This window comes from Pseudomonas wadenswilerensis (genome assembly GCF_024749185.1).
In the GTDB taxonomy this organism is placed as follows: Bacteria; Pseudomonadota; Gammaproteobacteria; order Pseudomonadales; family Pseudomonadaceae; genus Aquipseudomonas; species Aquipseudomonas wadenswilerensis.
This window is the reverse complement of the sequence record NZ_CP087191.1, coordinates 4,659,997-4,681,508: the sequence shown is the minus strand read 5'-3', so window position 1 is coordinate 4,681,508 and position 21,512 is coordinate 4,659,997. Positions and strand designations below refer to the sequence as shown.

The window sequence follows — 21,512 nt, the reverse complement described above, 5'->3', positions numbered from 1 at the left end:
TATTCCGTCAATGAAGCATCTGTTTATTTGTTAGAGCTTATTTGCATATCAATAGAGCAGAGCTTTCATCGGCACTTCGCGCAACCTAGCCAGATGAGGGTCAAACCATGAGCAATGCCGCACGCGTCGTAGCACCTGTCACCCACGCGCTGGACATCCACCCGGTGGCCGGTCGCATCGGTGCCGAGATCCGCGGGGTCCAGTTGAGCGCCGACCTTGAACCTGCCGTGATCGAGGCCATCCAGGCCGCGCTTGTGCAGTACAAGGTGGTGTTCTTCCGCGCCCAGACTCATCTTGATGACCAGGGCCAGGAAGCCTTTGCCCACCTGCTCGGCGAGCCGATCGCCCACCCGACCGTGCCGGTGCGCGAAGGCACGCGTTACCTGCTTGAACTCGATGGTGGCGAAGGGCGCCGGGCCAATTCCTGGCACACCGACGTGACCTTCGTCGATGCCTACCCCAAGGCGTCGATCCTGCGCTCGGTGGTAGCGCCCGCGTCCGGCGGTGATACCGTATGGGCCAATACCGCCACGGCTTATCAGGACCTTTCTGCCGAGTTGCAGGCCCTGGCTGACCAGCTCTGGGCGGTGCACAGCAACGAGTACGACTACGCCGCAGCCAAGCCCAACGTGAGCCTCGAGCAGCTGGAAAATTACCGGAAGATCTTCACCTCGACGGTGTATGAAACCGAGCACCCGGTCAGCGGCGAAAAGAACCTCTTGCTCGGGCACTTTGTCAAACGCATCAAGGGCTACTCGCAGAGCGACTCGGCACATCTGTTCAACCTGCTGCAAAGCCATGTCACACGGCTGGAGAACACCGTGCGCTGGCGCTGGCAGGCGGGTGACGTGGCGATCTGGGATAACCGCGCGACCCAGCATTACGCGGTGGACGATTATGGCCCCCAGGGCCGCGTGGTACGCCGGGTGACCTTGCAGGGCGACGTGCCGGTGGGGGTGGCCGGGCAGCATAGCCGCACCACACGCGGGGCTTGAAGCAATCGCGGGGCAAGCCCGCTCCTACAGTCCGGGTGTTGTGCACAGCGGACATTGTGGGAGCCGGCGTTGCCGGCGATGGGCTGCGAAGCAGCCCCAAGTTCAGAGAATACTGATCGGGTAACTGATGATCAGCCGGTTCTCATCAAAGGTATTGGTGCTGTAGTCCCGGCGCATGGTCGAGTTGCGCCACTTGAGCGACAGGCTCTTCAACGTCCCGGACTGGATCACATAGGCCAGCTCCGACTCCCGCGCCCATTCCTTGCCATCGGTGATGGCGCCGGTATGCACGTTGTCGCCGCTGATGTAGCGGTTCATCAGGGTCAGCCCGGGCACGCCGAGGCCGGCGAAGTTGTAGTCGTGACGCAACTGCCAGGAGCGCTCCTGGGCGTTGTCGAAGCTTGAGTTGTAGCTGTCGTTGGCCAGGGTGCCACCACTGGTGCCATTGACCCGCATCCAGGCATCGTCGCCGCTGACTTTCTGCAGGCCAACATAGAAGGTACTGGCGCCGTACTTGGCCGAGAGCATCGCCGAGGCGGTGCGGTTGTCCAGTTTGCCGGCGCGTTCGGCGCCGTCTTCCTTGCCGATGAAGTAGCCGAGGTTGGCGCCCAGGGTCCAGTCGCCCAGCGGCTGGCTGTGCACCAGGTTGAGGTACTGCTGGTTGTAGATGTCCTTGAGTTCGGCGTTCCACAAACCGATCATCGTGCGCTTGTCGTTGAAGCTGTATTCGCCACCGGCAAAGTTGAAGCGGTCGGAGGTGAAGGCCGCCCGGCCGTTCATCGACATGTCTTCCATGCTCGCGTCATTGCGCGGGCTGTTGCCGCGGAACTGCCCGGCATACAGGGTCAGGCCGGTGATTTCCTGGGAGGTGATCTGCCCGCCGCGGAAGGTTTGCGGCAGCGAGCGGCCGTCGTCCGAACGCAAAATCGGCAGCACCGGCATCCATTCACCAACCTTCAGTTCGGTGTTGGAGATCTTCGCTTTCAGTGCCACGCCGAGACGGCCGAAATCGTCGGCCGGGCGCCCGTCATCGTGCACCGGCAACAAGTGTGTGCCCGCCGTGCCCTTGCCGCCATCGAGCTTGACCGAGTACAGGCCCAATACATCGACACCGAAGCCGACCAGGCCCTGGGTAAAGCCGGAGCGGGCGTCGAGGATGAAGCTCTGGGTCCATTCCTCGGCCTTGCCTTGCGGGTTGGCCGGGTCGACGAAGTTGCGGTTGATGTAGAAATTGCGCAGGTTGAGGCTGGCCTTGGCGTCCTCGACAAAGCCGCCTTCGGCCGCGAAGGCGGGCAGGGCGCAAGTCATGGCCAACAAGCCGGGAAGCAGGTGTCGTGCGGGTGCGGGTGTGGTCATCGTCTGTTGTCTCTTGTTTTTATGTAAGCCGAAGCCATCCGCTGCGACAGTTGGAGGTCACAGGCCGGGCTACGATCTTTTGGGGGTACGCTTTGGAAAAGCTGCGAAGCGATGGTGCGGCGGCGGGCGGGGGTGAATCAATTCGTTACAGGCGGAATTGGGCGATAATCGAACGGTAACTGGTTGGTTAATTCATCATCGCGGGGGCAAGCCCGCTCCTGCAGGCGATTGCATAAAAAAGCCCACCGCAAGGGTGGGCTCTTTCACAACGCAAACACTCAGCCTTTCGGCGTCTGGGCTGCAGCCTGCTGCTGCGCCTGACCGGTCTGCTCGTACCAGCCGCCACCGAGGGCCTTGTACAGGTTGACCTCGCTGACCAGCTGCGACAGGCGATCACTGATCAACGACTGCTGGGTGTTGAACAGCTGACGCTGGGCGTCGAGGAAGGTCAGGTTGCTATCGATACCAATGCGGTAACGACGCTCGGCCAGGCGGTAGTAGTCCTGGTTGGCGGCAACCAGGTCGCGCTGGGCCTGCAACTGCTGATTGAAGGTCTGGCGCGCGGCGAGGCCATCGGAGACTTCCTGGAAGGCGGTCTGGATGGTTTTCTCGTATTTCGCGACGTTGATGTCCTTCTGGATCTTCGAGTAGTCGAGGCTGGCACGCAGGGAACCGGCGTTGAAGATCGGCAGGTTGATCTGCGGCTGGAACAGCCAGGTGCCCGAACCACCCTTGAACAGGCCACCCATGTCCGGGCTCAGGGTACCGGCGTTGGCAGTCAGGCTGATGCTCGGGAAGAACGCTGCGCGGGCGGCGCCGATGTTGGCATTGGCGGCCTTGAGCAGGTGTTCGGCTTCCTGGATGTCCGGGCGGCGTTGCAGCAGGTCGGACGGCAGGCCCGCCGGGACTTCGGCCAGCAGGTCGCTGTCGAGCTTCTGCGCCGCCGGCAGGTTGGCCGGCACGCCGGTGCCGAGCAGCACGGTCAGGCTGTTGAGGTCCTGGGCAACCTGGCGCTGGAACTGCGCCAGCTTGACCCGCGCGCCTTCAACCGAAGTACGTGCCTGGCTCAGGTCCAGGGCCGAAGCCACACCTACTTCATTACTGCGCAAGGTCAGCTGGTAGCTTTCCTCGTAGGTCTTGAGGGTGTCTTCGGTCAGCTTGAGCAGCGCCTGGTCGGCCTGCCAGGTGAAGTAGGCGTTGGCCACACTGGCCACCAGGCTGATCTGCGTCGAGCGCCGCGCTTCTTCGCTGGACAGGTAGATTTCCAGTTGCTGCTCGGTCAGGCTGCGCACCCGGCCGAACAGGTCGAGCTCGTACGCGCTGACCCCGAGGGTCGCCGAGTACTGGCTGCTGATACTGGATTCACCGGTTTGCGACATGTTCGCCGGCATCCGCTGACGGCTGCCGCTGCCATTGGCCGAGACCGCCGGGAACAGGTCGGCCCGCTGGATGCGGTACTGCGCGCGGTAGGCATCGATGTTCAGCGCCGCGACCTTGAGGTCGCGGTTGTTGACCAGCGCGCTCTGGATCAACTGCTGCAGCGCCGGGTCATGGAAGAACTGACGCCAGCCCTGTTCGGCGGCAGCCACCTCGGCCGACTCGGTCGGCGAGTAGGCAGGGCCTTGCGGCCACTGCGCGGCCACCGGCGATTCCGGGGTCTGGTAGTCAGGGATCAGCGAGCAGCCGCCAAGAATGAAAGCGGTTACTGCCAGGGACAACAGGGACTTACTCATTGCCCGGCCTCATAGCGTGGAGTTTCAGGGGTGGCGTCTTCTTCGGGCTTCTTGCTACCGAATAGCGACGACACGCTTACGAAGAACAATGGCACCCAGAAAATTGCCAGTACGGTGGCGGTCAGCATCCCGCCGATTACCCCGGTACCGATGGCGTGCTGGCTACCCGAGCCTGCGCCGCTGGAGATGGCCAACGGTACTACGCCGAGGATGAACGCCAGCGAGGTCATGATGATCGGCCGCAGACGCATCCGGCAGGCTTCGATGGCCGCATCCATCAGGCTGCGGCCCTGCTCGTGCAGTTCCTTGGCGAACTCGACGATCAGAATCGCGTTCTTCGCCGCCAGGCCGATGGTGGTCAACAGGCCCACCTGGAAGTACACGTCGTTGGACAACCCGCGCAGGCTGGTAGCCAGCAGCGCACCGATAATCCCCAGCGGTACCACGAGCATGACCGCGATCGGGATCGACCAGCTTTCATACAGCGCCGCCAGACACAGGAACACCATCAGCAGCGACAGGGCGTACAGCGCTGGCGCCTGGGAGCCGGACAGCCGCTCCTCGTACGACAGGCCCGTCCAGGAGTAACCGATACCCGCCGGCAGTTGCGCGGCCAGGCGCTCGACCTCGAGCATGGCTTCACCGGTACTGTAGCCAGGGGCTGGCGCACCGAGGATTTCCATGGCTTCTACACCGTTGTAACGCGACAGCTTCGGTGCCCCGTAGATCCACTCGCCCTTGGCGAAGGAGGAGAACGGCACCATTTCGCCGGCGGCGTTGCGCACGTACCACTTCTGCAGGTCTTCCGGGCTCATCCGTGCACCGGCTTCACCCTGGATGTAGACCTTCTTGACCCGACCGCGGTCGATGAAGTCGTTGACGTAGCTGGCACCCAGGGCAATCGACAGGGTGTTGTTGATGTCGGCAATGGTCACGCCCAGGGCACTGGCGCGCTCGTCGTCGACGGTCAGCTGGTACTGCGGTTCATCGTTCAGGCCGTTCGGGCGCACTGCCGAAAGGATCTTGCTCTGCGCGGCCATGCCGAGGAACTGGTTACGCGCTTCCATCAGCTTGTCGTGGCCGACACCGGCACGGTCTTGCAGGAACACGTCGAAACCGGTGGCGTTACCCAGCTCCAGTACCGCAGGCGGGGCAAAGGCGAACACCATCGCATCGCGGAAGCTGAAGAAGTGCTGCTGGGCGCGGTTCGCCAGGTTGAACACGTTGTTCTCGGCAGAACGCTCGCCCCACGGCTTGAGCATGATGAACGCCATGCCCGAGCTCTGGCCACGACCGGCGAAGTTGAAGCCGTTGACGGTGAACACCGAGGCAACAGTATCGGCTTCCTTGTCGAGCAGGTAGCTGCGCATCTCGTCGATCACCACCTGGGTGCGCTCGGCGCTGGAACCGGCCGGGGTCTGCACCTGGGCGAAAAGAACACCCTGGTCTTCTTCAGGCAGGAACGCCGTTGGGATCCGGGTGAACAGCCAGATCATGCCGACCACGATCAGCAGGTAGGCCAGCAGGTAAGGGGCCTTGTGCCGCAACATGTTGCCGACACCGCGCTCGTAGCTGCGCACGCTGCGGTCGAAGTTGCGGTTGAACCAGCCGAAGAAGCCGCGCTTGGCAACGTGGTGCTCGCCCTTGGCAATCGGCTTGAGCATGGTTGCGCACAGCGCCGGAGTGAAGATCAGGGCAACCAGTACCGACAGGGCCATGGCCGAGACGATGGTGATCGAGAACTGTTTGTAGATCACCCCGGTGGAGCCGCCGAAGAACGCCATTGGCAGCAATACTGCCGACAGTACCAGGGCAATACCGACCAGGGCACCCTGGATCTGGCCCATGGACTTCTTGGTCGCTTCCTTGGGTGACAGCCCCTCTTCGGCCATCACCCGCTCGACGTTCTCCACCACGACGATGGCGTCGTCCACCAGCAAGCCGATAGCCAGCACCATGCCGAACATGGTCAGGGTGTTGATGCTGAAGTCCGCCGCGGCAAGGATGCCGAAAGTACCCAGCAACACCACCGGTACGGTCATGGTGGTGATGATGGTGGCGCGGAAGTTCTGCAGGAACAGGTACATCACCAGGAACACCAGCACGATCGCTTCGATCAGGGTGTGGATTACCCCGCTGATCGATTCGGTCACGACCGGCGTGGTGTCATACGGGAACACCGCCTTCATGCCTTCCGGGAAGAACGGTTCCAGGTCGGTGATGGTTTGACGCAGGGCCTTGGCGGTATCCAGGGCGTTGGCGCCGGTGGCCAGTTTTACTGCCAGGCCGGAAGCCGGCTTGCCGTTGAACTGGGCGCTGATCGCGTAGTTCTCGCCACCCAGGCCGACCTTGGCGACATCGCCCAGGCGCACCTGGGAGCCGTCACGGTTGACCTTGAGCAGGATCTTCTCGAACTGCTCGGCAGTCTGCAGGCGGGTCTTGCCGATGATGGTGGCGTTGAGCTGGGTGCCTGGCAGGGCAGGCAGGCCGCCGAGCTGGCCGGAGGACACCTGGACGTTCTGCGCGGCCACGGCGGTACGCACGTCGACCGGGGTCAGCTGATACTTGTTCAGCTTGGCCGGGTCGAGCCAGATACGCATGGCGTACTGGGCACCGAACACCTGGAAGTCACCGACACCGGCCGTGCGCGAGATCGGGTCCTGCATGTTGGAGACGATGTAGTTGGCCAGGTCGTCCTTGGACATGCTGCCGTCTTCGGACACCAGGCCGATCACCAGCAGGAAGTTCTTCACCGCCTTGGTCACGCGGATACCCTGCTGCTGCACTTCTTGCGGCAGCAGCGGGGTGGCCAGGTTCAGCTTGTTCTGCACCTGGACCTGCGCGGTATCGGGGTTGGTACCCTGCTCGAAGGTCGCGGTAATGGTCATGCTGCCGTCGGAGTTACTTTCCGACGATACATAACGCAGGTTGTCGATACCGTTGAGCTGCTGCTCGATCACCTGGACCACGGTGTCCTGCACGGTCTGCGCCGAGGCGCCCGGGTAGGTCACGGCGATGGCGATGGCCGGCGGCGCGATGCTCGGGTACTGGTTGATTGGCAACTTGAGGATCGACAAGGCGCCGACCAGCATGATCACCAAGGCGATCACCCAGGCAAAGATCGGGCGATCGATAAAGAATCTCGACATGGTTTATTCCCCTTTGGCCCCTGCAGTCGTTGCATTGGCCTGGGTTGGCTGGGCAGGCTTGACGTTGGTGGCTTCGCTGACCTTGACCTCGACGCCCGGCTTGACGAACTGCAGGCCTTCGGTGATCAGGCGGTCGCCCGGGTTCAGGCCTTCCTCGATCAGCCAGTCGCTACCCACGGTACGGCTGGCCTTGAGCTGGCGCAGTTCGACCTTGTTGTCCGGGTTGACGATCAACGCGGTCGGCTGGCCCTTGAGGTCGCGGGTCACGCCTTGCTGCGGTGCGAGGATGGCTGCGCTGTTGACCCCGGCGGCCAGGCGCGCGTGGACGAACATGCCCGGCAGCAGGTTGTGCTCAGGGTTGGGGAACACGGCACGCAGGGTGACGGAGCCGGTGGTCTGGTCAACCGAGACTTCGGAAAACTCCAGGCGACCTTCCTTGCCATAGGTGCTGCCGTCTTCCAGGGTCAGGGTGACCTTGGCGGCGTTGTCGCCGACCTTCTGCAGCTGGCCGCTTTCCAGTTCACGGCGCAGCTTGAGCAGCTCGGCCGAGGACTGGGTAACGTCGACGTAGATCGGGTCGAGCTGCTGGATCACTGCCATGGCTTCGGCCTGGCCATTGTTGACCAGTGCACCTTCGGTAACCGAAGAGCGTCCGACGCGACCGCTCAGCGGGGCCAGGACCTTGGTGTAACGCAGGTCGATCTGGGCGCTGCGCAGCGAGGCTTGAGCCTGCAAACGTTTGGCGTTGGCGTCGTCGTATTCCTGGCGGCTGACAGCCTGTTCGCTGACCAGTTGCTTGTAACGGTTGGCCAGCGAGCTGGTCGATTGCAGGTTGGCCTGGGCACTGGTCAGGGTCGCCTCGTACACCGACGGGTCGATCTGGTACAGCTGCTGGCCTTCCTTGACTTCGCTGCCTTCCTTGAACAGGCGCTTGAGAATGATGCCGTTGACCTGGGGTCGAACCTCGGCAATGCGGTACGCGGTGGTACGGCCTGGGAGATCGGACGTCAGGGTATAGGCCTGGGTTTGCAGGGTTACGACGCCGACCTGAGGAGCTTGCGCCGCAGGCGCCGCCTCTTCCTTTTTACAGCCGCTGAGCAGTGTTGCCAGGGCGACGGCGGAAACCAGAGCGGTAACAGCTGGCTTGAATTGCATGAAGATCCTCGGGTCGCAAGAGCTGAAGACGCTCAAGAATAATGGAAAGGGTGCGCTATAAAAAATGCTGTCGAGTGGATAAATAGCTTGCTAAGGAATATACTTACATTCATGGTTGTTTGTAAATACCTCGCAGGCGAAGCGTTCAGCCGATGCGAGCCCCCAAATTAATACAGCCGGTAACAGCCTGCAGAGGCTGACCCGGTCCGACTCCCAGGCACCCAGCGTGCGTGCCCGGGCCTGATGAGGTTGTACTGCCATGGTCCGTCGAACCAAAGAAGAAGCCCAGGAAACCCGCGCCCAGATTCTCGAGGCCGCGGAAAAGGCCTTCTACAAGCGCGGGGTAGCGCGTACCACCCTGGCCGATATCGCCAAAGAGGCGGGCGTGACCCGCGGCGCAATCTACTGGCACTTCAACGACAAGGCCGAACTGGTGGAGGCCATGCTCGACAGCCTGCACGAGCCGCTGGACGCCCTGGCCCGGGCCAGTGAAAGCGAGGATGAAGTCGACCCGCTCGGCTGTATGCGCAAGCTGCTGGTGCGGTTGATGCACCAGATGGTGCTTGATCCGAAAACCCGGCGAATCAATGAAATTCTGCATCACAAATGCGAGTTCACCGATGATATGTGTGAGATCCGCCAGCAACGGCAGTCCTCGACGATCGAATGTCATGCCCATATCGCGTTGTCGCTGGGCAATGCAGTCAAGCGCGGGCAACTGCCCGCCGACGTGGACCCGGAACGCGCGGCATTGGCCATCTACGCCTATATAGACGGGCTGATTCGCCGCTGGCTACTGCTGCCCGACAGCTTTGACCTGCTGAACCAGGCCGAGCAGTGGATCGATACCGGGCTGGATATGCTGCGCTTGAGCCCCGCCTTGCGCAAATGACACTTTGTGAAGCTTTGTGATCATTTGTTTCTACGCCGGTTATAAAGGTCCTACTGGCGGCCGCGCAATTGCCTGTCAGGCAAGGCCAGCGCCGCCGTCAGCCCCAGCAGCGAAACCGTAGCACTGCCGAGCAGCAGGTTGCGAAAGGTCAACAGCAACTCGGCCTGCATCGCCGCGGTCGGCTCGCCAGCCTGCAGGCTGCCAAGCAGGGCATCGCCGGCCAGGTTCAGGCCGCCCTGGGCAAGCATCGCCAGCAGCAGGGTCGACATGCAGGCCACGCCCATCGCCCCGCCCAGGGAGCGGAACAGGTTGGTGGTGCTGGTGGCCACGCCGATATCCCGGGGCTCGACCGCACTCTGGGTCGCCACCAGCGAAGTGGGGAATTGCAGGCCCGAGGCGATCCCGGTCAACAGCATGAACACCCCACTGAACCAGGCCGCCTGCGGCGGGCTGAAGGCCATGCCGACGATGGCAAACGGCATCAGCAGGGCGCCGCCGAGAATCTGCGGCTTGTAGCGCCCGGTGAAAGTGGTAAGGCGGCCGCCGCAATAGGCGCCGATCGGCAGGCCGATGGCCAGCGGCAGCAAGTGCAGGGCCGCGCTGTCGGCGCCGGCACCGGTGATGCTCTGATAGCGCAGCGGCATCAGCATGGTCAGCGAAATGGCCTGGAAGCTGGTGAAGAAGATCGTGCACCAGCACAGGGTGGCGATGCGATTGGCGAATAGCTTCAACGGCAGCAGCGGTTCGGCGGCGCGTTGCTCATGAAGCACGAACAGCAGCAGCCCGATCAGTGCACAACCGAGCAGGCTGGCAACTTGTGCAGAATCCCAGGGCTGGCCCTGGCCGATCAGGGAGATGCCCAGCAACAGGCTGCCCAGGCCGAGAATCAGCAGGGCGGCGCCGAGGTAATCGACCTGCGCTTTGTGCGTTGGTACCTGCAGGCTGCGCAGGGCACGGCGCGTCACCCACCAGGCGGTCAGGCCCAGGGGCAGGTTGAGCCAGAACACCCAGCGCCATGACAGGTATTCGGTGAGCAACCCGCCCAGCACTGGCCCGGCGACGCTGGCCAGGGCGTACATGCTGCTGAAGTAACCCTGGTAGCGACCACGTTCGCGCGGCGGCACAAAGTCGCCAATGATCGCCTGGCTGACCGAGACCATGCCGCCGGCGCCGACACCCTGCAGCACCCGCGCCAGCACCAGTTGCTCCATGTTCTGTGCCAGCGCGCAGAAAATCGAGGCCAGGGTAAAGAGCGCGGTGCCGGTAAGGATCATCCGCCGCCGGCCATACAGGTCACCGAGTTTGCCGTAGATCGGCACGGCCACGGTCATGGCCACCATGTAGCCGGAAATCACCCAGGCCAGCAGGCCGACATCGTTGAATTGCGCTGAAATCGCCGGCATCGACACGGCGACGATGGTCTGGTCGAGGGCGCCGAGAAAGATCGCCAGCATCAGCGCGACGAGCACGCTGCGCAGTACCGGTTGCGGAGTGTTCAGTTGAGTCACGGGCCAGCTCTGGGGCAGGTAAGGCCCGCAGCCGATCAGCTGCGGGAGCAGGTGCCGACCAGTCTACTCGATAGCTTGCTAAGCGTCTTCCTCGATAGCCTCGTAGGGCAGGCCGACATAGTTTTCTGCCAAGGTCGTACGACCGGCTTTAGAACTGACGTAGTACTCAAGCTCGGTTTGCTGGATACGCTGGCTGAAGGCATCGCTGTCAGGAAAGCGGTGCAGGATCGAAGTCATCCACCAGGAAAAGCGCTCGGCCTTCCAGATCCGCCGCAGGCAGATCTGCGAGTAGCGCTCGAGCAGGTCGGTACGCCCTTCGCCGTAGACCTTGCGCAGGATGTTGTACAAGGTGCTGACATCGCTGGCCGCCAGGTTCAGGCCCTTGGCGCCGGTGGGCGGGACGATGTGCGCGGCGTCGCCGAGCAGGAACAGCTTGCCGTACTGCATGGGTTCGACCACGAAGCTGCGTAGCGGCGCGATGCTTTTTTCGATCGAAGGACCGGTCACCAGGCGTTCGGCCAGATCCGCCGGCAGGCGCGATTTGAGCTCGGCCCAGAAACGCTCATCGGACCAGTCCTCGACCTTCTCTTCAGCGCCCACCTGCACGTAGTAACGGGTGCGGGTCGGCGAGCGCAGGCTGCACAGGGCAAAGCCGCGTTCGTGGCGGGCATACACCAGCTCGTCGCTGACCGGCGGGGTGTCGGCCAGCACGCCGAGCCAACCGAAAGGGTAGACCCGTTCGAAAACCTTCAGTGCTTCGGCGGGAATCGATTGCCGGGCGATGCCGTGGTAACCGTCGCAGCCGGCTATATAGTCGCAGTCCAGGCGCTGCACTTCGCCGTCCTTTTCGAACGTCAGGTAAGGACGCTCGGACTTCAGGTCATGGGGCCGGACGTTGTCGGCTTGATAGACAGTGACGGCGCCGCAGGCTTCGCGCGCGGCCATCAGATCGCGGGTAACTTCGGTCTGGCCGTAGATCATGACGCCTTTGCCGCCGGTCAGGCCCTTGAGGTCGATATGTTCGCGGCGCCCGTCGAAGGCCAGTTCAAAACCGCTGTGGGGCAGGCCCTCGGCGTCCATGCGCGCGCCGACCCCGGCTTCGCGCAGCAACTCGACCATGCCCTGTTCCAGTACCCCGGCGCGAATGCGCCCGAGTACGTAGTCGGCGCTCTGGCGCTCGACGATGACGTTGGCGATCCCGGCCTTGTGCAGCAACTGGCCGAGCAGCAGGCCGGAAGGGCCGGCACCGATAATTGCGACTTGAGTCTTCATTGTTGTTATCCCAGGCAAGCTTCAGCGCAGGGCCGAAAGCAGCTTATGATTGTTGTGCTTGCATTTTTCGCTTGGAAACCCGAGCGAAGAAGGGATAAAACAGGCGTATAGCAGTACTTTTCACCAATCAGTGCGATTATCGGGCATCGGCCCGGGAGCCAATCAACAGATGAGCAAAGCCTCGATCCCGGTGTTCAAGCTCTACGGCGAGCCGTTGCAGTGGCCTACCCCGGACCTGCTGCACTGCGAGTCGATCCCGGCGCGCAGCCGCTTGCATGACTGGGAAATCGAACCCCATCGGCATGCCGACCTGTGCCAGTTGCTGTTCCTTTATGAAGGGCAGGCCGAGATCGAGGTGGAAGGTCAGGTGCGGCGCCTGGATCAGGCGGCGATTCAGGTGGTGCCGGCGTTGTGTGTGCATGGTTTTCGCTTTTCCAGCGACGTCGATGGCTACGTGGTAACCCTGGCAGCACCCCTGGTGAGTCTGCTGCACACGCAGCTGGCAGGCGCGCCGGCGGCCCTGGCCCAGGTCGGTACTTATCTGGCGGGCGACCATCGTACTTACTTGTACAGCCTGTTCAGCGCCTTGCAGCAGGAGTACCAGCAGGGCCAGCCCGGGCGCGACTTGCAGTTGCGCTCATTGATCAACCTGCTGGTGGTGTGGATCAGCCGACAATGCTTGCAGCACCATGGCCAAGGTCTTGCGGTGGCGCGCGGGCGTGAGTATCTGGAACGCTTCAACAAGCTGGTGGAGCAGCAGTTTCGCCAGCAGCCGAGCGTCGAGGCGCTGGCCTATGAGGTGGGGGTTTCGGTAGCGCACCTGAACAGCATCTGCCGTGAGCTGGCCGGGCAGTCGGCCTTGCAGATCATCCATCAACGCTTGTTGCTCGAAGCCAAGCGCGAGCTGGTCTACACCAGCCTGAGCATCAAGCAACTGGCCGACAGCCTGGGCTTCGCAGATCCTGCGTATTTTTCGCGGTTCTTCCGTCGCCTGACCGGCAAGGCCCCCAGCGACTTTCGTTACCAGGCCCCGCAGTCACCTACTTGAGTGCGCTCAGCGTCGCAGTGTGCGGCACGCAATGGGCCAGGCTGCAACTGGCGGCAGAGTAGGGTTGGTTGCGGATCTGCTCGACCCGGTAGGCTGCGGCGGCATACAGCCCGACCACAGCGGCCATGGCACAGATAACGGCGCATTTTCTGGATTTGACGCCCATGATGCTGACCTCCTGCAAATCACGTACAGGTGCTATTCAAAGCATAGGTCAGCCTGGCCGGGTATGCCCGGTTTAGAGCAGGTCCTGGTCCCAGATCGGCTCGGCGGTAAAGCGCTCGGCGAGAAAGTCGAGCATGCTGCGCAGGGTGGCCGGCATGTGCTTGCGCGAGGTGTACACGGCGTTGAGGTTCAGCTCCCGCGGCTTGGCCTGGGGTAGCAGGCGAATCAGTTCGCCGCTGCGCAAGGCGCCGGCTGCCTGATAGGTCGGCAGCATCGCCACGCCGGCGCCGGCCAGTGCCGCCCGTTGCAGGGTCATGGCTTCGTTGGCGCTGATGTTGCCCTGCACCGGTACCGACACTACCTCGCCAGCCACGTCGAAATGCCAGAGGCTGCGGCCGAAGTAGGAATGGGTCAGGCAGTTGTGCTGGCTGAGCTCCTGCACGTGCTGCGGCGCCGGGTGCTGGTGCAGGTAGGCGGGGGAGGCGCAGATCACCGAACGGCACACGGTCAGGCGCCGGGCGATCAGGTTCGGGTCCAGGTCGTTACTGGTGCGGATCGCCAGGTCGATGCGTTCATCCACGAGGTTCACCGTGCGGTCGAGCATCTGCAGGTCGATTTTCACCCCGGGGTAGCGTTTGACGTAGTCGGCCACGGCGTCCATCAACTGCGCCTGGCCGAACGAGGTACTGACGCTGATACGCAGTTCGCCGCGCGGGGCATCGTTCGGGGTGCTGACAGCCGCCTGCAGGTCACCGGCAAGCTCGAGCATCTGCCGGCAGCGCGGCAGGGTTTCCTGGCCGGCGGCGGTCAGGCTCAGGCGGCGCGTGGTGCGTTGCATCAGGCGCGCCCCCACCCAGTCCTCAAGTTCGGCGAGATACCGGGAAACCACCGGTCGGGAGAGTTCCAGGTGGTCGGCGGCGGCCGATTGGCTGCCCAGGTCGACCACGCTGACGAAAACCCGCATTGCTGTCAGACGATCCATGATTTGCACGCTTTCAGAAACAAACTAATCCTAAGCATCGCATTTTTTGTGACGGATCGTGCAACTAAGCTGTTGTTCATCGCCCACTTCACAGGAATCGCCTTGATGCCTCGTTCGTTTTCCCTGCGCCGTCTGTTGCTGGCTTTCGCCACCCTTGGGGTCATGGCCCAGGCTGCGGCCGCCGAGCCGCTGAACCTGGATGTCTACAACCCGGGCACCAACGCCTTGTTCCCGGTCATCTCGGTGATCGTCAGCGGCAAGCATGACGCCATCCTGGTCGATGCCCAGTTCGGCAAGGCCCAGGCCGAGCAGGTGCTGGCCAAGCTGCAAGCGAGCGGCAAGCAACTGACCACCATCTATATCAGCCACGGTGACCCGGACTACTACTTCGGCCTGCAGACCCTGACCGATGCCTACCCCAAGGCCAAGGTCGTGGCCTCGGCGGCGACCGTCGCCCATATCAAGCAGACCATGGACGGCAAGCTGGCCTACTGGGGGCCGCAGATGGGCGCCGACAAACCGGCGAAGCTGATTGTGCCGCAGGTGTTGCAAGGCAATGAGCTGAAGCTTGAAGGCCAGCGCCTGCAAGTGGTCGGCCTCGACGGCCCGCAGCCGGACCGCAGTTTCGTGTGGATTCCGTCGATCAAGGCGGTGGTCGGTGGTGTGGTGGTCGCCGAGAACCTGCACGTGTGGATGGCCGACACGCAGTCGGCGCAATCGCACAAGGACTGGCTGTCGACCCTCAAGCGCATCGAACAGCTCAAGCCCGACACCGTGATCCCTGGCCACTACCTGGGCCAGGGCAGCCGCTCGCTCAAGGCGGTGCAGTTCACCGCAGACTATATCCGTGCCTTCGACGAAGAAACCGCCAAGGCTGGCAACTCCGCCGAACTGATCGCGGCCATGAAAAAACGTTACCCGGACCTGGGTGAAGAGAGCTCGCTGGAGCTCAGCGCCAAGGTCGCCAAGGGCGAGATGAAGTGGTAAGCGTCGTTCAACTTTGACTGGAGATTTCCCATGAGCAAGATCGCAATCATCGGTGCTACCGGCCGTGCTGGCAGCCAGTTGCTGGAAGAGGCCCTGCGTCGGGGTCATAGCGTTACCGCCATTGCCCGTGACACTTCGAAACTGCAGGGGCGCGCCGGGATCAACGCCGTGGCGCTGGACGTCAGCGATGCCGCCGCCCTGGAACAGGCAGTGGCAGGGCACGACGTAGTGCTCAGCGCCGCGCACTTTTCCAGTATCAAACCGCAGGCCATCATCGAGCCGGTGAAGCGCGCCGGGGTCAAGCGCCTGCTGGTGGTGGGCGGGGCGGGCAGCCTGCTGCTGCCGTCGGGGCACAAGGTCATCGACAGCCCGGATTTCCCCGAGGCCTACAAGGCTGAAGCAACCGCCGGTGGTCACTACCTCGACACCCTGCGTCAGGAAAAGGACCTGGACTGGACCTTCCTGTCCCCTTCGGCCGAATTCGTCGAAGGTGCCCGCAGCGGCGCTTACAAGCTGGGCAAGGATCACCTGCTGATCGGTGACAAGGGCAAGAGCTGGATCAGCTTTGCCGACTACGCTATCGCCATGCTCGATGAAGTGGAAACGCCGGCGCACTCGCGGCAGCGCTTCACTGTCGGTTATTGAGGGGCCTGGGCCTGCTCGCACAACCAGGCGAGCAGTTCCTGCAACGCGGCTGAAGCCGACCCTTGCGGCCGCACCAGGTAATAGGCCTGGCCGGTGCTGACCTTGAGCGGGAACGGCGTTACCAGCCGCCCGCACTTGAGGTCATCGCCGATCAGCGACCAGTCGCCGATGGCCACACCGGTACCCTGGGAGGCCATCGACATGGCCATGTCCAGGGTTTCGAAATGCTGGCCCTTGCCTTGCCGGGGCAGGCTCGCCCCGGCGGCATCGAGCCAGGCATTCCAGTCGCGCTGGTCGCGGGTCGGGTGCAGGAGCATGTGCTGATCAAGGTCGGCGATCTGCTGCAAGGGCAGGGCGCCGCTCAGCAGTTGCGGCGCGCACACCGGCGTCAGTTGTTCATCGAACAGTTTCTGGGTCTGCAGGCCATGGTTGGGCCGGGCGCCATAGACCACCGCCGCATCGAACACTTCCCGACGAAAATCCACCCCGTGCTGCACCGTAGTGGTCAGCTCCACAGGCACGTCCGGGCGCAACGCTTGCCATTCCATCAGGCGCGGCAGCAGCCAGCGCATCACGCAGGTCGGGGCCTTGAGCTGCAAGGTGGTGCTGCGCGCGCCTACTTGCTGCACCCCTTCCTCGATCAGGGCGAACACCTGCTGCACCCGCGGCAGCCAGTCCTGGCCTTCGCGAGTCAGGCTCAGGCCACGGGCCTGGCGCAGGAACAGCGGATAACCCAGGTGCTCTTCAAGGCCGGCAATCTGACGGCTCACCGCGCCCTGAGTGATGTGCAGCAGTTGTGCGGCGCGGGTGAAGTTGCAGCACTGGGCAGTGACCAGAAAGGTGTGCAGGGCAGGCAGTGGAGGCAGGCGTTTCATCGGCTTGAGCCATGATCTTAGGACATGGCTAGTATGAGCTTTTTTGCATTGTGCAGGTAGCCGTCGGGCGGTCCAATACAGCCTGTTTCCCGAACAATGACAGGCAGACGATCATGGCGACTTGCGGCGAAGTACTGGTCAAACTCCTTGAAGGCTATGGCGTAGACCATGTCTTTGGAATTCCCGGCGTGCATACCGTGGAACTCTATCGCGGGCTGGCAAGCTCGCGCATCCGGCACATCACCCCGCGCCACGAGCAAGGCGCCGGCTTCATGGCTGACGGCTACGCGCGTACCCGCGGCAAGCCGGGCGTGTGCTTCATCATCACCGGCCCGGGCATGACCAATATCACCACCGCCATGGGCCAGGCCTACGCTGACTCGATTCCGATGCTGGTGATTTCCAGCGTGCAGTCGCGTGACCAGTTGGGCGGCGGGCGCGGCAAGCTGCATGAGCTGCCGGCGCAGGGCAATCTGGTGGCAGGCGTGGCGGCGTTTTCCCACACGCTGATGAGCGCCGATGACCTGCCGTCGGTACTGGCCCGCGCCTTTGCCGTGTTCGATGGCGCGCGGCCGCGCCCGGTGCATATCGAGATTCCACTGGATGTGCTGGTCGAAGACGCCGATCACCTGCTGGCCTGTGCCCCGGTGCGTATCGCCCGCGCTGGCGCCGCGCCTGCGCCGGTTGCACAAATGGCCGCCATGCTCGCGGCAGCCCGGCGGCCGCTGATCCTCGCCGGCGGTGGTGCCATCGATGCCAGCGCGGCGCTGACCCGCCTGGCAGAATACCTGCAGGCGCCGGTGGTCCTGACCATCAACGCCAAGGGCGTTCTGCCGGCGAGCCACCCGCTGCAGATCGGCTCGACCCAGTCGCTGGTGGCCACCCGTGCCCTGGTCGCCGAAGCCGATGTGGTGCTGGCGATCGGTACCGAGCTTGCCGAGACCGACTACGACGTGACCTTCAAGGGTGGTTTCGAGATCCCCGGTGAGCTGCTGCGCATCGATATCGACCCCGACCAGACCGTGCGCAACTACCCGCCGAAGGTCGCCCTGGTCGCGGATTCGACCCTCGCTACCCAGGCCTTGCTGGTCGCCCTGGCCGAGCAACCGGCACCGGTGCGCGGCGCCGAGTGGGGCGCGGCCCGTGCCGCCCGCTTGCGTGCAGTGCTGGAGGCTGACCGCGACCTGCCGATGCGCAGCCAGACGCGTATGCTCAATACCATTCTCGAAACCCTGTCGGGCGCAGTGCTGGTCGGTGACTCGACCCAGCCGGTGTACACCGGCAACCTGACCCTGGACATGGACCAACCGCGGCGCTGGTTCAACGCCTCGACTGGCTACGGCACCCTGGGTTACGCGCTGCCGGCAGCCATGGGCGCCTGGCTGGGCAGCGCCGAAGCGGTGGCCGATCGCGCGCCGGTGGTGTGCCTGATCGGCGACGGCGGCTTGCAGTTCACCCTGCCGGAACTGGCCAGTGCCCGCGAGGCGCAGGTGCCGCTGATCGTGCTGCTGTGGAACAACCAGGGCTATGAAGAGATCAAGCGCTACATGGTCAACCGCGCCATCGAGCCGGTCGGCGTCGATATCTACACCCCTGATTTTATTGGCGTGGCCAAGGCCCTGGGCTGCAGCGCCGAGTCTGTGGGCGACGTCGCCCAGCTGCGCGAAGCATTGCGTCAGGCCTGCGATCGCAAAGGCCCGAGCCTGATCGAAATCGACCAGGCCACCTGGATGCAGGCGGTGCCAGCATGATCAAGCTGCCTGGTATCTATATCGCAGGCGTCTGGCAGCATGGCCCCCAGGCGCTGACGGTGATCAACCCGAGCAACGAGCAGGTACTGGCCGAAGTTGCCGGTGGCGACGCTGCGGCGGTCGAGCGGGCAACGCTGGCGGCCCGAGCGGCATTTGTTGAATGGTCTACATCCAGCGGGCCGACCCGCGCGGCCATCTTGCGGGCTATTGCCGAGGGTGTCGAGGCGCGCCGCGAGCGCTTGGTACAGCTGCAAGCCAGCAACAACGGCAAGCCGCTGGTTGAAGCCCACATCGATGTCGATGATGTCGTCGCGACCTTTCGCTATTACGCGGAGTTGGCGGACAACCTCGGGCGTGACCGCTCGGTGACCCTGCCCAGCGAAGATTTTGTCGCCCGGGTACGGCGTGAACCGTGCGGTGTGGTCGGTTTGATCGTGCCATGGAACTTCCCCATGGTCACCACCGCCTGGAAGCTGGCGCCGGCACTGGCGGCAGGCTGCTGCGTGGTGCTCAAGCCTTCGGAAGTCACCCCGCTGGCCGAGCTGGAACTGGCGGCGATCATCGCCGAAGCGGGGCTGCCGGATGGGGTGTTCAACCTGGTCTGCGGTACCGGGCTGGCGGTGGGCGCGCCCTTGGCGGCCGATCCGCGTATTGCCAAGATTTCCTTCACCGGCAGCAATGCGGTGGGTGTGCAGGTAATGCAGCGGGCGGCGGAGACGGTCAAGGGTGTGAGCCTGGAACTGGGCGGCAAATCGCCGTTGCTGGTGCTGGAGGACGCCGACCTGGAACTTGCGGTGGAGCTGGCTTGCCTGGGTGGTTTCTTCAATGCCGGGCAGATGTGTTCGGCCACCAGTCGGGTGCTGGTGGCCGAAGCCCTGTACCCTGCGTTTATCGAGGCAGTGAAGGCCCGCGCCGAAGCGATCCGCGTGGGCGAGCCGTTCAGCGGCGAAAGCGAAATGGGGCCGTTGGTCAATCAGACCCAGTACCAGCGGGTACAGGCGCATATTGCGGCGGGTGTGCAATCCGGTGCCCGGTTGCTCTGTGGCGGTTCACGGCCGGCGCAGCTGCCTTGCGGCTACTTCGTCAGCCCCACGGTGTTCACCGATGTACCGCTGGACAGCGCCTTGTGGTGTGAGGAGATCTTCGGTCCGGTGCTGTGCGTGCGTTCGTTTGCCACTGAAGCCGAGGCGCTGGCGCTGGCCAATGACACCGAGTTCGGCCTGGTGGCCAGTGTGCTCAGCCGTGATTTGCCGGCTGCCGAGCGGGTAGCCAACGCCTTGCAGGCGGGGCTGGTGTGGATTAACGCACCGCAGATGATCTTCCCGCAGACGGCCTGGGGTGGGTACAAGCAGAGCAGCCTGGGTCGGGAGCTGGGGCCTTGGGGCTTGAGTGCCTTTCAGGAGATCAAGCACGTCGTCAGGGCGGTGTAAAAGCGGACCGCTGCGCGCTCCATCGCCGGCAACGCCGGCTCCCACAGGGTTATCAGCTTGCACTTCTCACTGTGGGAGTTGGCGTTGCCGGCGATAGCAATCTAGAGCGCACTGCGCAACCTGGCCAGGTCCCTAACCGGCGGCGCCCCATACAAGCGGCTGTACTCGCGGCTGAACTGCGACGGGCTTTCATAGCCCACCCGATAGCCTGCCACCGCCGCCTCAAGCCCGTCATTGAGCATCAGCCGCCGCGCTTCCTGCAGGCGCAGCTGCTTCTGGTACTGCAACGGGCTCATGGAGGTCACCGCCTTGAAGCGGTGATGCAAGGTCGAGGTACTGAGGTTGACTTCGCGCGCCAGGTCATCGATACGCAATGGCCGATGAAAATGCTGGTTGAGCCATTCAATGGCCTGGCACACGCGGTGGGTCTGGCTGTTGGCCATGGCAATTTCATACAGCCGGTAACCCTGCGGGCCGCGTAGCAACCGATAGAGAATCTCGCGCTGGATCAACGGTGCGAGAATCGGGATGTCCTTCGGCGAATCGAGCAAGCGAATCAGGCGCAGCAGGGCATCGAGCAACAGCGGATCGGTACGCTCCACATACAGCCCACGGCCCGACGGCAAAGCCGGCACACCGAGGGGGCCGGCATCGGCCAACAGGTTGTTGATCTGCGCCGGATCAATGTTCAGGCGCACACCCAGGCTGGGGTTTTCCGGGCTGGCCTCCAGCAGCACGCCGCTGATCGGCAATGCCACCGACACCACCATGTAATGCAGCGGGTCGTACCTGTAGTGCTCGTCGCCCAGGCACACCTCCTTGCTGCCATGAGCCAGGATGCACAGTGCAGGCTCTGCCAGGGCCGGCATGGAGCGCACGCTTTCTTCGTAGCGCACCAGAAACAGGTCCTCAACCGCCGACTCGACGCCAGCCTGGCGTGGCGCATGGCGTTGGATGAGTGCGGCCAGCTCCTGGCGCTGTTGTTCCAGGGCGGGGTCGAGGATCAGGCGGTCGGGCTCAATAGCAGACATGGGGGCGATTCCAGGGAGAACGACTGCAGGATAGGTTTGTGCAAGCCACGGCGCTAGTCGAAAGCTGCCGCCCGCTTGCCTGATCCTGCAAGGTGCGCAGGATCAGGCAAGCGCTCGACAGGAATTGCCTAACCGCCGCGCGGGCGGGAGGCCTAACCTGTGCAGCCTGGCAATTTCATCTGGCTGCACATGGAGAAACGCTCATGACCTCGGTACATTCGGTCACCCACCTTGCATTTATCCGCGCCAGCAGCGGTCGCTCAGAGGAACTGGGCGAGCGCCTGCGTGACCTGCTGGAGCCGTCGCGTCAGGCCCCCGGCTGCCTGAAGTTCAGCCTGCAACGCTCCCAGGCCGATGCCGACCTGTGGCTGCTCAGCGGCTTCTGGCGCGATCAGCAATCGATGAGCGGCTACTTCGCTTCACCGACCCTTGAGTTGTTTGGCGAGCTGGTGCAGGCGCGGGTGGTCGACAGCCTCGACCTGCATACCTTCGGCTCGCCTTGCGCAGGTTAGAATGCCGGCTTCAGGTAATTGATGTG

The 21,512-nt window shown here is 63.4% G+C and carries 18 protein-coding genes; 8 read left to right on the top strand and 10 right to left on the bottom strand.

The window, feature by feature from the left end:
* Positions 1–107 precede the first annotated feature (107 nt).
* Positions 108–995: a TauD/TfdA dioxygenase family protein gene (locus LOY45_RS21415; RefSeq protein ID WP_258578328.1), complete on the top strand. Its 888-nt coding sequence runs from the start codon at positions 108–110 to the stop codon at positions 993–995.
* A 102-nt stretch (positions 996–1,097) separates the two neighbouring features.
* On the opposite strand, the gene LOY45_RS21410 is transcribed toward LOY45_RS21415, so the two are convergent.
* The 4 genes from LOY45_RS21410 to LOY45_RS21395 form a co-directional block, all read right to left on the bottom strand.
* The gene (locus LOY45_RS21410; protein WP_258578327.1) at positions 1,098–2,351 is read right to left on the bottom strand and encodes an OprD family porin; all 1,254 of its coding nucleotides are present in this window, start codon (positions 2,349–2,351) and stop codon (positions 1,098–1,100) included.
* 278 nt (positions 2,352–2,629) lie between these two features.
* Positions 2,630–4,084, bottom strand: coding sequence for an AdeC/AdeK/OprM family multidrug efflux complex outer membrane factor (locus tag LOY45_RS21405; RefSeq protein ID WP_115085510.1), 1,455 nt, complete (start codon positions 4,082–4,084; stop codon positions 2,630–2,632).
* Positions 4,081–7,233, bottom strand: a complete 3,153-nt coding sequence (gene ttgB / locus LOY45_RS21400) for a multidrug efflux RND transporter permease subunit TtgB (RefSeq protein ID WP_115085511.1) — start codon at positions 7,231–7,233, stop codon at positions 4,081–4,083. Before ttgB ends, LOY45_RS21405 begins: the two co-directional genes overlap by 4 nt.
* Before the next feature lie 3 nt (positions 7,234–7,236).
* Positions 7,237–8,388 (bottom strand): efflux RND transporter periplasmic adaptor subunit, encoded by a 1,152-nt coding sequence (locus LOY45_RS21395; RefSeq protein ID WP_115085512.1) that lies wholly within the window; start codon positions 8,386–8,388, stop codon positions 7,237–7,239.
* 259 nt (positions 8,389–8,647) lie between these two features.
* On the opposite strand from LOY45_RS21395, the gene LOY45_RS21390 reads away from it, so the two are divergent.
* Positions 8,648–9,280: a TetR family transcriptional regulator gene (locus LOY45_RS21390; protein WP_115085513.1), complete on the top strand. Its 633-nt coding sequence runs from the start codon at positions 8,648–8,650 to the stop codon at positions 9,278–9,280.
* A 50-nt stretch (positions 9,281–9,330) separates the two neighbouring features.
* On the opposite strand, the gene LOY45_RS21385 is transcribed toward LOY45_RS21390, so the two are convergent.
* Both LOY45_RS21385 and pobA read right to left on the bottom strand, forming a co-directional pair.
* On the bottom strand, positions 9,331–10,788 hold the full coding sequence (locus LOY45_RS21385) for an MDR family MFS transporter (protein WP_258578326.1): 1,458 nt from the start codon (positions 10,786–10,788) through the stop codon (positions 9,331–9,333).
* Between the two features lie 78 nt (positions 10,789–10,866).
* Positions 10,867–12,060: a 4-hydroxybenzoate 3-monooxygenase gene (pobA, locus tag LOY45_RS21380; RefSeq protein ID WP_115085514.1), complete on the bottom strand. Its 1,194-nt coding sequence runs from the start codon at positions 12,058–12,060 to the stop codon at positions 10,867–10,869.
* Positions 12,061–12,229: 169 nt separating this feature from the next.
* Here pobA and LOY45_RS21375 point away from each other — a divergent pair, with 169 nt between their 5' ends.
* Positions 12,230–13,108, top strand: coding sequence for a helix-turn-helix domain-containing protein (locus LOY45_RS21375; protein WP_115085515.1), 879 nt, complete (start codon positions 12,230–12,232; stop codon positions 13,106–13,108).
* On the opposite strand, the gene LOY45_RS21370 is transcribed toward LOY45_RS21375, so the two are convergent.
* Together LOY45_RS21370 and LOY45_RS21365 are read right to left on the bottom strand one after the other, a co-directional pair.
* Positions 13,101–13,274, bottom strand: a complete 174-nt coding sequence (locus tag LOY45_RS21370; RefSeq protein ID WP_166675649.1) for a hypothetical protein — start codon at positions 13,272–13,274, stop codon at positions 13,101–13,103. The two genes, LOY45_RS21375 and LOY45_RS21370, sit on opposite strands and share 8 nt — an antisense overlap.
* Positions 13,275–13,346: 72 nt before the next feature.
* Entirely contained in the window at positions 13,347–14,255 is a 909-nt protein-coding gene (locus LOY45_RS21365) for a LysR family transcriptional regulator (protein WP_134061491.1), read from the bottom strand.
* Between the two features lie 105 nt (positions 14,256–14,360).
* On the opposite strand from LOY45_RS21365, the gene LOY45_RS21360 reads away from it, so the two are divergent.
* Positions 14,361–15,242, top strand: coding sequence for an MBL fold metallo-hydrolase (locus LOY45_RS21360; RefSeq protein ID WP_258578325.1), 882 nt, complete (start codon positions 14,361–14,363; stop codon positions 15,240–15,242).
* Between the two features lie 30 nt (positions 15,243–15,272).
* On the top strand, positions 15,273–15,887 hold the full coding sequence (locus LOY45_RS21355) for an NAD(P)-dependent oxidoreductase (RefSeq protein ID WP_115085518.1): 615 nt from the start codon (positions 15,273–15,275) through the stop codon (positions 15,885–15,887).
* Here LOY45_RS21355 and LOY45_RS21350 read toward each other — a convergent pair.
* Positions 15,881–16,762 (bottom strand): LysR substrate-binding domain-containing protein, encoded by an 882-nt coding sequence (locus LOY45_RS21350; protein ID WP_115085519.1) that lies wholly within the window; start codon positions 16,760–16,762, stop codon positions 15,881–15,883. The two genes, LOY45_RS21355 and LOY45_RS21350, sit on opposite strands and share 7 nt — an antisense overlap.
* Before the next feature lie 113 nt (positions 16,763–16,875).
* Here LOY45_RS21350 and LOY45_RS21345 point away from each other — a divergent pair, with 113 nt between their 5' ends.
* Together LOY45_RS21345 and LOY45_RS21340 are read left to right on the top strand one after the other, a co-directional pair.
* The gene (locus LOY45_RS21345; RefSeq protein WP_258578324.1) at positions 16,876–18,513 is read left to right on the top strand and encodes a 5-guanidino-2-oxopentanoate decarboxylase; all 1,638 of its coding nucleotides are present in this window, start codon (positions 16,876–16,878) and stop codon (positions 18,511–18,513) included.
* Positions 18,510–19,943 carry an aldehyde dehydrogenase family protein gene (locus tag LOY45_RS21340; RefSeq protein WP_258578323.1) on the top strand — a complete coding sequence of 478 codons (1,434 nt, stop codon included), beginning with the start codon at positions 18,510–18,512 and terminating at the stop codon, positions 19,941–19,943. The genes LOY45_RS21345 and LOY45_RS21340 overlap by 4 nt, the downstream gene beginning before the upstream one ends.
* A gap of 101 nt (positions 19,944–20,044) precedes the next feature.
* Here LOY45_RS21340 and LOY45_RS21335 read toward each other — a convergent pair whose 3' ends face one another.
* Positions 20,045–20,974 carry an AraC family transcriptional regulator gene (locus LOY45_RS21335; protein WP_258578322.1) on the bottom strand — a complete coding sequence of 310 codons (930 nt, stop codon included), beginning with the start codon at positions 20,972–20,974 and terminating at the stop codon, positions 20,045–20,047.
* 203 nt (positions 20,975–21,177) lie between these two features.
* On the opposite strand from LOY45_RS21335, the gene LOY45_RS21330 reads away from it, so the two are divergent.
* Positions 21,178–21,486, top strand: a complete 309-nt coding sequence (locus LOY45_RS21330; RefSeq protein ID WP_115085524.1) for an antibiotic biosynthesis monooxygenase family protein — start codon at positions 21,178–21,180, stop codon at positions 21,484–21,486.
* Positions 21,487–21,512 lie beyond the last annotated feature (26 nt).